Below are 13,154 nucleotides of genomic sequence, written 5' to 3' on the forward strand. Positions count from 1 at the left end.
CGACCACTCGGACGGGGGACCACGCCGAATCTGCTTGCCGGTTTTGCTTGAGCGAGCTAATTTTTGCTCATGCGAGCAAAGACGGCGACGACCACGACCCGGCGCGCCCAGATCGTGGCCGCTGCGATCGAGGTCATCGCCGAGGCCGGGTTCGACAACGCCTCGTTCAGCCGGATCGCCAAGCACGCCGGCCTCTCCAGCACCGGCATGATCAGCTACCACTTCGCGGGCAAGGACGACCTGCTGGCGGCGTGTGTCGCCGAGATCGAACAGGTCACCGGCGCGTTCATGCAGCCGTGGATCGACGCCGCCCAGGGCTACGTGGCGCAGCTGCGTGCCTACGTCGAGGCCAACGTCGCGCTGGTGGGCGAGCATCCGGTCGAGGTCCGCGCCCTGATCGACGTGGTCCGCAAGGTCGGCGCGGTCAGCCCGGGCGTCAACGGCCGGCTCGCCCTGTTCGAGGAGCACTTCCGCGCCGGGCAGGCGGCGGGCGAGTTCGGCTCGTTCGACCCCCGGATCACGGCGCTCGCACTGACCACGGGACTCGACGCCGTCGTCGCCACCATGGCGGCCGACGTCCCGGAGCCTTCGGAGCTCGCCCGGATCGGGCGCGAGCTCGCCGACCTGTACACCCGGGCCACCGCGCCCGGTCCCGAGGGGGGAACATCATGATGATCGACCAGAAGCCCGTCGCCGCGCCGTCGTCAGGGGGCGACGCCGGGCTGCGCCGGGTCGTGCGCGCCAACCTGCTCGCCGTCGTGTTCGAGGTCCTCGTGCCGATGGGCCTGTTCTACGGGCTGCGCGCCGCAGGGGTGAGCCAGTGGTGGGCGCTGATGGCCGGGGTGCTGGTGGCCGCGCCGTTCGTCGTGTGGACGGTCGTGCGCAACCGCCGGGTCGACCTCGTCGCCCTGGTCACGCTGAGCGTTCTGGTGCTCTCCGTCGTGCTCGGACTGCTGTCCGACGACCCGCGCACCCTCGCGATCCGCGAGGGCTGGACCGCCGCGCTCGGCGGTCTGTTCGGGGCGTGGATGCTGGTGACGGTCGTCGTCGGCAAGCCCGCGCAGCTGACCCTCGGCCGCACCATCGCCGAGATCAAGCGCGGCGCCGAGGGCGCGGCCGCGTGGGCGGACCGCTGGGACACCGACGAGCGGTTCCGGCGCGGGCTGCGGGTGAACACCGCCGTCTGGGGTGCGGTCCTGCTGGTCAACGCGGTGGTTCACGTGGTCCTCGTCTACCTGCTCCCGATCGACCTGATCGCCCTGGTCACGACGGTTGTCTGGTTCGTCGTGCTGGGCTGCCTGATCGCGTGGCACGTCTGGTACATCCGCAAGGAGGACATCGATGCCTGACGTGATCGTCGCCGGCGCCGGACCCACCGGTCTGATGACGGCGTTCGAGCTCGAGCGGGCCGGTGTCGAGGTGCTCGTCCTGGAGCGGGACCCGCAGCCGACCACCCAGTCCAAGGCGCTGGCCCTGCAGCCCCGATCGGTGGAGCTGCTCGCCGACCGGGGGCTGCTCGCCGCGATCGAGCCGTACGTCCTGGCCCGCCTCCCGGCCGGGCACTTCTCCGGGATTCCGATCGACTACACCGATCTGCCGACGCGGTTCCCGTTCCAGCTCGGCGTCGAGCAGGCCCGCGTCGCGGCGGCGGTCGAGGCTCGGTTGCGTGCCCCGGTGGTGCGCGACGCGGCGGTCACCGAGGTGGCGCAGGACGACGGCGGGGTCGTCGTCACCGCGGGCGGGCGGTCGCACCGGGCGGGGTGGCTCGTCGCCGCCGACGGCGGGCACAGCGCGGTCCGCAGGCTCCTCGGGGCGGCCTTCCCCGGGTCGTCCGCGCGGTTCTCGCTGCTCGTCGCCGACGTCACGCTGGCCGCGAAACCGGCCGGGCTGGCCGAGGACTGGCAGCTGCCGTCGACCGGGTCCGGGTTCCTGCTGCCCCTGTCGGGCGGGCGCTACCGCGTCGTCGTCGGGGGCGAGGAGCAGCAGCGCCTCGACCGCGACGCGCCGGTCACCGCCGCCGAGGTCGGGCGCGGGCTGGTCGCCGCGCACGGGCCCGGCATCGAGATCGGTGAGCTGCTGTGGGCCTCACGGTTCGGCGACGCGGCCCGGCAGCTGGAGCGGTACCGGCACGGGCGGGTGCTGTTCGCGGGCGACGCCGCGCACATCCACCTCCCGGTCGGCGGGCAGGGACTCAACCTCGGTCTGCAGGACGCGGTGAACCTCGGCTGGAAGCTCGCCGCCGAGGTGCGCGGGCACGCACCCGGCGGGTTGCTCGACAGCTACCACGACGAGCGCCATCCCGTCGCCGCCCGGGTGCTGGTGAGCACGCGGGCCCAGGGGGTGCTGGGCATCCCCGACCCGGACGCGATCGCCGTCCGGGAGATCGTGACCGGGCTGCTCGCGCTCCCGCAGGCCCGACGGGCCGTCGCGCTCGAGCTGTCGGGGCTCGCCGTCGCGTACCCCGGCGTGCTCGGGCGGGCCGAGGAACCCGTCTCGGCCGACGGGCGCGGGGTGCTGGTCGGTGCCGACCTGCCGGCGGCGTGGGCCGACCGGGTCGAGGCCCGTCCGGGTCCTGCACCGCGGCTGGTGCGGCCCGACGGCCACCTCGTGTGGGACGGCGGTCTCGGGCTCGACGACGCGCTCGGCCGCTGGTTCGGCCCGCGGGTCGGTTCCGGCGCGGCCGGCCGGGCGCGCCTGTCGGTCTGACGCGGCCGGGGCGCGGCCGGGTCGTCAGGCGCGGGCCGCGCGGGCGTGCAGGACGGCGTCGCCGTCGTGCTCGACGATCCGTGGCGCGGCGGCGCCGGCGCCCGCGACGGCGGCCGGATGGTGCAGCCGCGGTGCGAGGTCGACCAGCCAGAACGGCTCGACAGGCGCGCCCTCGCCGGTCCACTCCAGCACCGCGGGCGGGTGTCCCGGCGGACTGAGGGTGATCGAGTCCATCGGCCGCGACAGCCCGTCGCCCGTGGCCTTGAGCAGCGCCTCCTTGCGGGTCCAGACGCGCAGGAACTCGCCCGTCGTCGCGGGCGCGGGGCGGGCCTTCTCGGCGGGGGAGCTGACGTGCTCGGCCATGCCCGCGACGTCGGAGAGCGCGCGGTGGTGCTCGACGTCGAGCCCGACCGGGACGTCGGCGACGGCGAGCCCCACGAGGTCGCCGGAGTGGGTGAAGGAGAACTCGGGGCCGCCGTCCCCGACCGGCGCGAGCCGGGGCTTGCCGTGGGGCGCGCCGCAGCGGCAGGTGCGGTCGAAGCGGACCCCGGCGGGGTGGGTGGCGGTGCGTTCCCCGAGCACGATCCGGGTCAGCGCATGGGCGGCGAGGTAGCGGCCCGCGTCGTCGGGGCGCCGGAACGCGCGCAGCCGGGTGCGTTCGTGCTCGTCGAGGAGCGCGACGAGGTCGCGGCGGAGCGCCGGGTCGACCGGGCCCGCCCACCACACGGTGCACTCGCCCGTGGTCGGGCCGGTTCCCGGGACGGCGTCGCGCACGACGCCAGCGTCGCACGGCGGTGGGCCGGCGCGAAGCGGGCGTGACGGGCGCGACGTCTCGGCCCGGCCCCGGCCCCGGCGTCCGCCGTCGTCGATCCACGCGGCGGCGGACGGCGCGGCCACCGGGAGGAGCGGGGCACCGCGCGCGGGACGCGGTGCGACACACCGCGTCCCGCGCACGCCCCCCGACGCGGCCCGCCGTCACCAGCGACGGGCCGCGGTGTCAGCCGCTGCGTCGCGCGGCGAAGTCGGCGCGCGGATGCACCGGCTTCGTCGACACCGCTCCCCGATGTGCGTGCTGCACATCCGGTGTCGCGCGCTGCGGCTCTGTTCCGCCCTTGCGGCGCGCCCTGCGGGCGGCCCGGTTGGGGGCGGGCTGGTCGTGGTCGGGTCCCGCGGGGGTGGCCGCGAGGGAACGGGATGACGGGATACGGGCAGGCACACGGACCTCCTGGAGAGCAGCGGCCGACGCAGCGACGGACGGCTCACGGCCGGCCGGGCGGGCTGGGACGGGCGGCCTCGCCGGGACCGACCCGGGCGAGGGCGACGGCGGGCGGTCGCCCGCGGTCGGCTCACAGGAAGAAGCGCATGACCGAAAGGGTGCCATCGTGCGGACCGGGCTGCCACCGAATTACCGTCGGACCCGTGGGCTCACCTGACGTCGTCGTGATCGGGGGCGGGATCGCGGGGGCGTCCGTCGCCTTCGAGCTGGCCGCGGACCGCCGGGTCCTGTTGCTGGAGGGCGAGTCCGCGCTGGCCACGCACTCGACGGCCCGGTCGGCCGCGACCTACATCCCCGGCCACGGCCCGGCGCCCGTCCGGGCCCTGGTCGCCGCGAGCGGTCCGCGGTTCGCCGCGCTCGCGGCCGAGCTCGACACCTCGCCGCTGCTCACCCCGAACACGGTGGTCTGGGCGGGCTTCGACGGGGCGGGCGAACGCGGCGTCACGGCGCTGCTGGCCGAGCGGGAAGGGGAGCCGCTCGCCCCGGAACGTGTGGATCCCGATGCGGCACAGAGTATCTGTCCGCTGCTGCGGCCCGGCGTGGTGCGCGCGGCGGCGGTGACGAGCGCGTCGGCCGACGTCGACGCGGCGGGGTTGCACGCCGCGTACGTGCGCGGGCTGCGCCGCCGGGGCGGGGAGGTCCGCTCCGGGGCGCGGGTGGGATCGCTCGAGCGCCGGGGGACGACCTGGCGGGTGGACGTCCCGGACGGTCACGTCGAGGCGCCCGACGTCGTCGACGCCGCGGGGGCGTGGGCCGACGTCGTCGCGCAGGCCGCGGGCGTCGACCCGATCGGGCTGGTCCCGTTGCGCCGCACCGCCGCCATCGTCCCGGTCGCCGACGAGGCCGTACCCGCCGGCGGACGGCGGTCGATGGTCATCGAGGTGGGCGAGAGCTTCTACTTCAAGAGCGAGCCCGGCGGGCTGCTCGTCTCTCCCGGCGACGAGACGCCGTCGCCGCCGTGCGACGCCCGCCCCGACGAGCTCGACGTCGCGCTCGCCCTGGAACGCGTCGCCGCGGTGGTGACGGTGCCGGTGCGCTCGGTGCGCACGGCCTGGGCGGGGCTGCGCTCGTTCGTCGGCGACCGGCTGCCGGTCGTCGGTGCCCGCCCCGAGCACCCGGGGTTCCACTTCCTGGCCGGTCAGGGCGGGTCGGGCATCGAGTCGGCGCCGGCGCTCGGGGCACTGGCCGCGGCCGTCGTCACGGGCGCGCCCGTCCCTGCGGACATCGAGGTGGACCCGCGGGTGTTCAGCCCGACGCGGCTCGGCTGACGTGCGGTCCCGACCGTTGTAAGCGGATGCTCACAAGAGCTGGCACCATGGGGGCCATGACCGCGACCACCACCGCCGGTGCCCAGGATCTGCCCGCCGTGTTCGACGGCGAGTTCTGGGCGGACCCCTACCCGGCCTACGCGGCGCTGCGCGAGCGGGCACCCGTGCGCAGGCTCGACCTGCCCGGTGGCCCGGTCTGGCTCGTCACCCGTTACGACGACGTGCGCACCGCGTTCACCGATCCCCGGTTCGCCAAGGACTGGCGGTGGACGCTGCCGCCCGAGCAGCGGGCCGACGCGCCGTCGACGCCGATGATGATCCTCATGGACCCGCCGGACCACACCCGGCTGCGCAAGCTGGTCAGCCGGTCGTTCACCGCGCGTCGGATGGCCGGGCTGCGCCCGCGGGTCGAGGAGATCGCCGCCGAGCTCGTCGCGGACCTGCCCGCCGAGGGGACCGTCGACCTCATCGCGCGCTACGCGTTCCTGCTGCCCGTCCGGGTCATCTGCGAGCTGCTCGGCGTCCCCGCGCAGGACCGCGACGAGTTCAGCGCCTGGTCGGCCACCATGGTCGACGACGCCCCGCAGGAGGCCAAGGGCGAGGCCTCGGCGAAGATGGGCGCCTACCTGGGTGAACTCGCCGCACGCAAGGCCGCCGAGCCCGGTGACGACCTGCTCTCGGCGCTGGTCGCCGTCTCCGCGGACGACGACGACCGGCTCTCCGGCGAGGAGCTCGTCGCGATGGGCATGCTGCTGCTCATCGCGGGCCACGAAACCACCGTCAACCTCATCGGCAACGCCCTGCTGGGCCTGCTCACCCACGACGACCAGCTCACGCTGCTGCGCGAGCGCCCGGAGCTGACCAAGGGCGCGGTCGAGGAGTTCCTGCGCTGGGACTCGCCCGTCGGGACCGCGCCCGTGCGGTTCACCACCGAGGACGTCGAGGTCGCGGGCACGACGATCCCGGGCGGCTCCGTCGTCATGCTCGGGATCGGGGCCGCCAACCGCGACCCGGACCGCTTCCCCGACGCCGACCGGCTCGACGTCGCCCGCGACGCCACCGGCCACGTCGCGTTCGGCCACGGCCTGCACTTCTGCCTGGGCGCACAGCTCGCGCGGATCGAGGGCGAGGTCGCGCTGCGGACCCTGCTCGACCGCTACCCGAGCCTCACCCTCGCGGCCGACGTCGACGATCTCGTGTACCGGCGCAGCACGCTCATCCGCGGGCTCACCACGCTGCCGGTCGACCTGGGGGGAGGGCAGCTCACCGGAGCTCGGCGCCCGTCGCGGCGCGGACCTCGTCCTCGGTGACGCCGGGGGAGGTCTCGACCAGCACCAGGCCCTCGTCGGTGACGTCGACGACCGCGAGGTCGGTGACGATGCGTGTGACGCAGGCCAGCCCCGTGACCGGCAGCGAGCACTCCTCGACGATCTTGGGTGCGCCGTCGCGCGCGGTGTGCTCCATCATCACGACGACCTTCGCCGCTCCGTGGACGAGATCCATCGCGCCGCCCATGCCCTTGACCAGCTTGCCGGGCACGGCCCAGTTCGCGAGGTCGCCACGCGCGCTGACCTGCATCGCGCCGAGGACCGCGACGTCGACGTGGCCGCCGCGGATCATCCCGAAGCTCGTCGACGAGCCGAAGAAGCTCGCCCCCGGCAGGACGGTCACGGTCTCCTTGCCCGCGTTGATCAGGTCGGCGTCGAGCTCGGCCTCGGTGGGGTACGGGCCCACGCCGAGGATGCCGTTCTCCGAGTGCAGGACGACCTCGCGGCCCGCCGGGATGTGCCCGGGCACGAGCGTCGGCATCCCGATGCCGAGGTTGACGTAGGCGCCGTCGGGCAGCTCGCGGGCCACCCGGGCGGCCAGCTCGTCGCGGGTCAGGGCCATCAGGACTCCTCGTCGGGAGCGGTGGGGCGCATCGTCCGGAACTCGATCTGCTTCTCCACGCCCGCGGCGTCCACGACGCGCTGGACGAAGATTCCGGGCGTGTGGATCTCGTCGGGGTCGAGCTCGCCGGGCTCGACGAGGTGCTCGACCTCGGCGATCGTGATGCGCCCCGCGGTGGCGCAGTCCGGGTTGAAGTTCCGCGAGCTCCGCCGGTACACGAGGTTGCCGTGCCGGTCGCCCTTCCAGGCGTGGACCAGCGCGAAGTCGGTGACGATCGCGTGCTCGAGCACGTAGGTCGTCCCGTCGAACTCGCGGGTCTCCTTGGCGGGTGAGCGCACCGCGACGCTGCCGTCGGGGGCGTAGCGCCACGGCAGCCCGCCGTCGGCCACGAGCGTGCCGACGCCGGCCGGGGTGTAGAAGGCGGGGATCCCGGCGCCTCCCGCGCGCAGCCGCTCGGCCAGCGTGCCCTGCGGCGTCAGTTCCACCTCGACCTCGCCCGCCAGGTACTGCCGGGCGAACTCCTTGTTGTTGCCGACGTAGGAGCCGATGGTGCGCCGGATGCGGCCGGCGGCGAGCAGCGTGCCCAGGCCGAACCCGTCGACGCCCAGGTTGTTGCTCACCGTCTCCAGGTCGGTGGCGCCCTGCTCGAGCAGCGCGGCGACGAGCGTCACCGGCACGCCGGACATGCCGAAGCCGCCGACGGCCAGGGACGCGCCGTCGGGGATGTCGGCGACGGCCTCGGCCGCGGTGGCGACCACCTTGTCGATCACGCGATCACCGGACCGGGTACCAGGTCGCGGGCAACGGGTCGGGGCATGGCGCCCAGCCTAGTCAGGCGTTCGTCAGACGTGCAGTTGTTCGGATAGCGCACACTCAGCGCAGGGCGTGGCCCAGCTCGGTGGCGTCTCCGACGACGGCCAGGGCGCCCGCCTCCTCCAGCTCGCCGGGCTCGGCGTAGCCCCACGCGACGCCCAGACAGGCGATCCCGTGTGCCGCCGAGCCCACGACGTCGGTGCTGCGGTCGCCGACCATGATCACGTGGTCTCCCGGTTCGGCGCCCAGGCGGCGCAGCGCCTCGGCGACGACGTCGGCCTTGGTCGGGCGGCGCGCGTCGAGGCTGTCGCCGGTGATCGTGGCGAACAGGTCGGTCCAGCCGTGGTGGGCCAGCACCTCCTCGGCGAAGACCTCGGCCTTGCTCGTCGCGAGCGCCAGCCGCACCCCGCCGGCGGACAGCTCCCGCAGCAGCGCGTCGATGCCCGGATAGGGGGTGCAGTCGTAGAGGCCCGCGTCGGCGTAGTGCCGGCGGTAGGTGACCAGCGCCTGCGCTGCCGTCTCCTCGTCGCCGACGATCGCCGGCAGCGTCGTGTAGAGCGGCGGCCCGAGCAGGTGACGGCCCACCGCGCCCGGGGCCGGCTCGACGCCCAGCTCGGCGAACGCGGCGTGCAGGGACCCGAGGATGCCGGGCGCGGAGTCGACGAGGGTGCCGTCGAGGTCGAGCAGGACGATCTCGGGTGCGGAGCCGTGGCGCGTGGTCACACCCTCCATCGTCGCCCGGCCCGGCCGTCCGGCCGGGCGCGGGTCCTCGCCCTACCCCGTGCCCAGCCGGCGCAGCGCCGCGGCGGTGGCGGCGTCGGCCGGGTGGAAGGTCTCGACGACCAGCTCCTCGACGGTGACGTCCGCGGCCGTCGTGACGTGCGCGGCGAGGGAGAACAGGGCGAGCTCGCCGTCGGCCGTCCGCAGCCGCAGCGGAACGACGACCGCGCCCGGCCCGGGCTCCTCGGCCGTCCCGCCGCCGTAGCCGGTCAGCTCGTCGAGCAGCGCACCGAGCGCCGGGTCGCCCGTCCGCTCGGCACGGCGCCGGACCTGGCCCAGCAGGTGCGCGCGCCACTGCGGGAGGTTCGCGATCCGCGGGGCCAGCCCGTCGGGGTGCAGGCTCACGCGCAGCACGTTCACGGGCGCGACGAGCAGGTGCGGGGCGCAGCCGTCGAGCAGCGCGGTGGCCGCGGCGTTGGCCTCGACGAGGTCCCAGTGCCGGTCGAGCAGCAGCGCCGGGTGCGGCAGGTGTGCGGCGAGGACGGCGCGCAGGGCGTCGCGGACATCGGCGAGCTCGGGGTCGTCGAGCCCGTGCTGGGGGTAGGCGGGGGCGAACCCGGCGGCGAGCAGCATCGCGTTGCGCTCGCGCAACGGGACCTCGAGGTCGTCGGCCAGGCGCAGGATCATCTGCGCCGTCGGACGGCTGCGGCCGGTCTCGATCCAGCTCAGGTGCCGCGTCGAGACCGCGGTGCGGTTCGACAGCTCCAGCTGGCTGAGCCGGCGGCGCTCGCGCCACTCCCGCAGCAGCGCGCCGACGGGCGCGGTCGAGGTCGTCACGGGCGCCGACGGTAGTGCGCGCAGGTCGCCGCGACGATGACCTCGGAGGTCATCGACCCGCCGCCGCCGGGCGCCGCAGGATCGGTGCCGGCACCGGGACGTCCGGTGCGGCGCAACGAAGGAGACCGAGATGACCGCCACGACCACGACGACCGGCACCCTCATCGGGGACTACCTCGCCTGCTGGAACGAGACCGACCCGCAGGCCCGCCGCGCGCTGCTCGAGCGGCACTGGACCGCCGACGCCGCCTACACCGACCCGCTCGTCGACGTCACCGGCCACGACGCCGTCGCCGCCACGATCGCGGCGGTGCAGGAGCAGTTCCCCGGGTTCGTGTTCACCCCCGTCGGACCCGTCGACGCCCACCACCGGCAGGCGCGCTTCTGCTGGGGCCTGGGTCCGGCGGGGGAGGAACCGCTCGTCGTCGGGTTCGACGTCGTCGTCACCGACGAGCAGGGCCGCATCGAGCGGGTCCTGGGCTTCCTGGACAAGGTCCCGGCCTGAACTCGGTGGGTACCCGGCGCGGCGCGGGGGACGGGTGGGCGCATCCCGTACGCTCGTTCGCATGCCGGACACCGGGATCGGGATGTTGGCGCCGCTGCTCGGGTCCGACCGCGTCGCGCGGACCGTCGACGCGGTCGCGTGGCTCACCGCGCTGATCGACGTCGAGGTCGCACTCTCGCACGCCGCGGCGGCCCACGGGCTCGTCGACGCCGCCGCCGTCGCGCACGTCGAGCGGGCCGCCGCCGCGCTGCGTGCCGACCTCGATCCCGCGGTGCTCGCCGGCGAGGCCGTCGAGGGCGGCAACCCGGTGATCCCGCTGGCCCGGCGGCTGCGCGCGGCGGCAGGCCCGGGCGCTCCGGCCGTGCACCCGGGGGCGACCAGCCAGGACGTCATGGACACGGCGCTCGTGCTGCTCGTCAGGACGGCGGCGGACGTGATCGGCGACGACCTCGCCGCGTGCGCGGACGCCGCCGCCGCGCTCGCCGCCGCCCATCGCGACACCCCGGCGATCGCGCGGACCCTGGGCCAGCAGGCCCTGCCGACGACGTTCGGCCTCGTCGCGGCGGGGTGGTGCGCCGGGCTCGACCGGGCCCGGGTGCAGCTCGGGAGCGTGGTCGCCGCGCTGCCCGTGCAGTTCGGCGGGTCGGCGGGGACGCTCGCGGCGTCGTACCCGCACGGCCCGGCGGTGGCCGACGCGCTCGCCGACCGGCTCGGCCTGCCCCGCCAGGACGTCCCGTGGCACACCGAGCGGACGCGGATCGGCGAGCTCGCGGCCGCGCTCGGCGTGGCCGCCGGGGCCTGCGCAAAGGTGGCGACCGACGTCGTGCTGCTGTCGGCGACCGAGGTCGGCGAGGTGGCCGAGGCCGCGCCGGGGGACTCGTCGTCCATGCCGCACAAGCGCAACCCGATCGCGGCGATCACCGCGCGGGCCTCGGCGCGCCGCGCCCCGGGGCTCGTCGCGACGCTGCTCGCCGCGTCCGACCACGAGCACCAGCGCGCAGCCGGGCCCTGGCACGCGGAGTGGCCCGCGCTGACCGACCTGCTGCTCGCCACCGGCGGGGCCGCCGCCCGGCTGCGGGTGTCGCTCGTCGGGCTGGGCGTCCACCCCGGGGCCATGGCGCGCAACCTCGCGCTGACCTCGCCGGACCCGGCGCCGAGCCACGCGGGGGACCTCGTCGACCGGGTACTGGCGCGCCGGCCGTGAGCGCCCCGGACCGGGCGCTCTCGCCCGACCACGTCCAGTCGCTGGCCAGGGGCCTCGCGGTGATCCGGGCGTTCGACGCCACGCATCCGCGCCGGACCCTGGCCGACGTCGCCCGTGCCACCGGGCTGACCCGCGCCGCCGCCCGCCGGTTCCTGCTGACGCTGGCCGACCTCGGCTACGTCCGCACCGACGACAGGCTGTTCTCGCTGACCCCGCGCGTGCTGGAGCTCGGCTACTCCTACCTCTCGGCGCTGACCCTGCCCGAGGTCGCGGGACCGCACCTGGAAGCGTTGTCGCGCAAGGTGGACGAGTCCGCGTCGCTCTCGGTGCTCGACGGGCCCGACATCGTCTACGTCGCCCGGGTCGCCGCCTCGCGGATCATGACCGTGGCGATCACGATCGGCACCCGGTTCCCCGCCTTCGCGACGTCGATGGGCCGGGTGCTGCTCGCCGCACTGCCCGCCGACGAGCGCGCCGGCCTGCTCGCGGCCCGGCCGCCGGAGTCGCTCACCCCGCACACGCTCGCCGACCCCGCGGCGGTCGAGGCCGCCGTCGCCGAGGCGGCGGTGTCCGGGTTCTGCATCGTCGACCAGGAGCTGGACCTGGGCCTGCGCTCGATCGCGGTCCCGGTGCGCGACCGGACCGGCTCGGTGGTCGCGGCGGTCAACGTCAGCACGCACGCCTCGCGCCGCACCGCCGAGCAGGTGGTGGCCGACGTCCTGCCCGCGCTGCGCGCCTGCGCCGCCGCGATCGAGGCCGATCTCGCCCACGCCTGACTGCGCCGTCGCACGCCGCCCCCGCCGCAGGGCAGACTGCGCGGGTGGCCGAGCGCGTGCTGACCCGGGGCGAGCTCAACCGGGCGCTGCTCGCCCGGCAGGGGCTGCTGGAACGGGCTCTGATCACCCCCGCGAAGGCGGTCGAGCGCTTCGGCGGCCTGCAGACCCAGCACGCGCCGTCGGCCTACGTCGGGCTGTGGTCACGGGTCGAGGGCTTCGCCCGCGAGGACCTCACCGCGGCGCTGACGACCGGCCGGGTCGTGCAGGGCTGGATGATGCGGTGCACGATCCACATGGTCTCGCGCGCCGACTACGCACCGCTGACGGCGGCGGTCCGGCTGCCGCGTCGCGCCGACTGGCTGCGGACCCACAAGGGCCAGCGCGAGGAGCAGCTCGTGGCCGCCACGGCCGTCGTGCGCGACGTGCTGGCCGCCGGGCCCGCGGCACAGCCCACGCTGGTCGCCGCGCTGCGCGACGCGGGGATCGACCCGGCGGTCTTCCCCGGCACCCAGCTGTGGACGGACCTGGTCCGCGTCCCGCCCGCCGGGACATGGGAGCGGCCGCGGGCGCACGTCTACGCGCCGGCGGCGGCGCACCTGGGTACGGCGGCTCCCGCGGCCGTACCCGAGCCGCCGGAGGTCGTCGCGGCGGGGGAGGAGCTACTGGTCCGGCGCTACCTGCGGGCGTTCGGCCCCGGGTCGGCGAGCGACGTCGCCCGCTACGCCGGACTCACCGTCGGGGCCACGCGAGCGGTACTGGCGCGGCTCGACCTGCGCCGGCTGCGCGCCGAGAACGGCGAGGAGCTCGTCGACCTGCCGCGTGCCCCGCTCCCGGCGGCCGACGTCGAGGCGCCCGTCCGTTTTCTGTCGACGTACGACGCCGTGCTGCTGCTCGGCCACGCGACGCGCGCGGGCATCTTGCCCGCCGAGTTCCGCGACCGCGTGTTCCACGTCCGGATGCCCCGCTCGACGCCGACGTTCCTCGTCGACGGCCGGGTCGCGGGGGCCTGGCGGTTCGACGACGGACGGGTGCGGACCGAGCCGTTCGTCCCGCTGTCGTCCGCCGCCGCCCGCGACGTCGCGGACGAGGCCGAGCGCCTCACCGCGTTCCACGCCCGCTGATCCCGGCCACCGTGTCCGACGGGCCCTCGCTGCAGCGC

General features: G+C 75.7%; 14 protein-coding genes. 9 read left to right on the forward strand and 5 right to left on the reverse strand.

Annotation, left to right across the window (positions count from 1 at the left end; all coding sequences use genetic code 11):
* Positions 1 to 69 precede the first annotated feature (69 nt).
* Genes PSED_RS13790 through PSED_RS13800 form a run of 3 tightly spaced genes read left to right on the forward strand, consistent with a single transcriptional unit; the run spans position 70 to position 2,706 of the window.
* Complete coding sequence (locus PSED_RS13790) at positions 70 to 672, forward strand: TetR/AcrR family transcriptional regulator (RefSeq protein WP_013674859.1); 603 nt, start codon at positions 70 to 72, stop codon at positions 670 to 672.
* Positions 669 to 1,349 (forward strand): VC0807 family protein, encoded by a 681-nt coding sequence (locus PSED_RS13795; protein WP_013674860.1) that lies wholly within the window; start codon positions 669 to 671, stop codon positions 1,347 to 1,349. Before PSED_RS13790 ends, PSED_RS13795 begins: the two co-directional genes overlap by 4 nt.
* A complete protein-coding gene (locus PSED_RS13800; RefSeq protein ID WP_013674861.1) occupies positions 1,342 to 2,706 on the forward strand; it encodes an FAD-dependent oxidoreductase in 1,365 nt (454 codons plus the stop codon). The genes PSED_RS13795 and PSED_RS13800 overlap by 8 nt, the downstream gene beginning before the upstream one ends.
* 24 nt (positions 2,707 to 2,730) lie before the next feature.
* On the opposite strand, the gene PSED_RS13805 is transcribed toward PSED_RS13800, so the two are convergent.
* A complete protein-coding gene (locus PSED_RS13805) occupies positions 2,731 to 3,480 on the reverse strand; it encodes a 4'-phosphopantetheinyl transferase family protein (protein ID WP_013674862.1) in 750 nt (249 codons plus the stop codon).
* 645 nt (positions 3,481 to 4,125) lie between these two features.
* On the opposite strand from PSED_RS13805, the gene PSED_RS13810 reads away from it, so the two are divergent.
* Together PSED_RS13810 and PSED_RS13815 are read left to right on the forward strand one after the other, a co-directional pair.
* The gene (locus tag PSED_RS13810; RefSeq protein ID WP_041759643.1) at positions 4,126 to 5,250 is read left to right on the forward strand and encodes an NAD(P)/FAD-dependent oxidoreductase; all 1,125 of its coding nucleotides are present in this window, start codon (positions 4,126 to 4,128) and stop codon (positions 5,248 to 5,250) included.
* Positions 5,251 to 5,297: 47 nt separating this feature from the next.
* Complete coding sequence (locus PSED_RS13815) at positions 5,298 to 6,560, forward strand: cytochrome P450 family protein (protein ID WP_013674864.1); 1,263 nt, start codon at positions 5,298 to 5,300, stop codon at positions 6,558 to 6,560.
* On the opposite strand, the gene PSED_RS13820 is transcribed toward PSED_RS13815, so the two are convergent.
* The 4 genes from PSED_RS13820 to PSED_RS13835 all read right to left on the reverse strand — a co-directional run bounded on the left by PSED_RS13820 (position 6,514) and on the right by PSED_RS13835 (position 9,510).
* On the reverse strand, positions 6,514 to 7,140 hold the full coding sequence (locus tag PSED_RS13820) for a CoA transferase subunit B (protein WP_013674865.1): 627 nt from the start codon (positions 7,138 to 7,140) through the stop codon (positions 6,514 to 6,516). The genes PSED_RS13815 and PSED_RS13820 overlap by 47 nt on opposite strands.
* Complete coding sequence (locus PSED_RS13825; protein WP_013674866.1) at positions 7,140 to 7,910, reverse strand: CoA transferase subunit A; 771 nt, start codon at positions 7,908 to 7,910, stop codon at positions 7,140 to 7,142. Before PSED_RS13825 ends, PSED_RS13820 begins: the two co-directional genes overlap by 1 nt.
* Positions 7,911 to 8,013: 103 nt before the next feature.
* Entirely contained in the window at positions 8,014 to 8,685 is a 672-nt protein-coding gene (locus tag PSED_RS13830) for an HAD hydrolase-like protein (protein ID WP_013674867.1), read from the reverse strand.
* A gap of 42 nt (positions 8,686 to 8,727) precedes the next feature.
* Positions 8,728 to 9,510: a helix-turn-helix domain-containing protein gene (locus tag PSED_RS13835; protein WP_013674868.1), complete on the reverse strand. Its 783-nt coding sequence runs from the start codon at positions 9,508 to 9,510 to the stop codon at positions 8,728 to 8,730.
* A 130-nt stretch (positions 9,511 to 9,640) separates the two neighbouring features.
* Here PSED_RS13835 and PSED_RS13840 point away from each other — a divergent pair, with 130 nt between their 5' ends.
* The 4 genes from PSED_RS13840 (at position 9,641) to PSED_RS13855 (ending at position 13,116) form a co-directional block, all read left to right on the forward strand.
* Positions 9,641 to 10,015, forward strand: coding sequence for a nuclear transport factor 2 family protein (locus PSED_RS13840; protein ID WP_013674869.1), 375 nt, complete (start codon positions 9,641 to 9,643; stop codon positions 10,013 to 10,015).
* A gap of 61 nt (positions 10,016 to 10,076) precedes the next feature.
* Positions 10,077 to 11,219 (forward strand): lyase family protein, encoded by a 1,143-nt coding sequence (locus tag PSED_RS13845; protein ID WP_013674870.1) that lies wholly within the window; start codon positions 10,077 to 10,079, stop codon positions 11,217 to 11,219.
* Positions 11,216 to 11,995, forward strand: a complete 780-nt coding sequence (locus PSED_RS13850) for an IclR family transcriptional regulator domain-containing protein (RefSeq protein ID WP_013674871.1) — start codon at positions 11,216 to 11,218, stop codon at positions 11,993 to 11,995. The genes PSED_RS13845 and PSED_RS13850 overlap by 4 nt, the downstream gene beginning before the upstream one ends.
* Positions 11,996 to 12,039: 44 nt before the next feature.
* Entirely contained in the window at positions 12,040 to 13,116 is a 1,077-nt protein-coding gene (locus tag PSED_RS13855) for a winged helix DNA-binding domain-containing protein (protein WP_143770480.1), read from the forward strand.
* Positions 13,117 to 13,154 lie beyond the last annotated feature (38 nt).

The organism is Pseudonocardia benzenivorans CB1190 (assembly GCF_000196675.2).
Classification (GTDB): domain Bacteria; phylum Actinomycetota; class Actinomycetes; order Mycobacteriales; family Pseudonocardiaceae; genus Pseudonocardia; species Pseudonocardia benzenivorans.

Coding starts and splice junctions, on each gene's coding strand:
- PSED_RS13820 (WP_013674865.1), bottom strand. CDS start 7,140: ATGGCCCTGACCCGCGACGAGCTGGCCGCCCGGGTGGCCCGCGAGCTG.
- PSED_RS13790 (WP_013674859.1), top strand. CDS start 70: ATGCGAGCAAAGACGGCGACGACCACGACCCGGCGCGCCCAGATCGTG.
- PSED_RS13795 (WP_013674860.1), top strand. CDS start 669: ATGATGATCGACCAGAAGCCCGTCGCCGCGCCGTCGTCAGGGGGCGAC.
- PSED_RS13800 (WP_013674861.1), top strand. CDS start 1,342: ATGCCTGACGTGATCGTCGCCGGCGCCGGACCCACCGGTCTGATGACG.
- PSED_RS13840 (WP_013674869.1), top strand. CDS start 9,641: ATGACCGCCACGACCACGACGACCGGCACCCTCATCGGGGACTACCTC.
- PSED_RS13845 (WP_013674870.1), top strand. CDS start 10,077: ATGCCGGACACCGGGATCGGGATGTTGGCGCCGCTGCTCGGGTCCGAC.
- PSED_RS13830 (WP_013674867.1), bottom strand. CDS start 8,685: ATGGAGGGTGTGACCACGCGCCACGGCTCCGCACCCGAGATCGTCCTG.
- PSED_RS13815 (WP_013674864.1), top strand. CDS start 5,298: ATGGGGGCCATGACCGCGACCACCACCGCCGGTGCCCAGGATCTGCCC.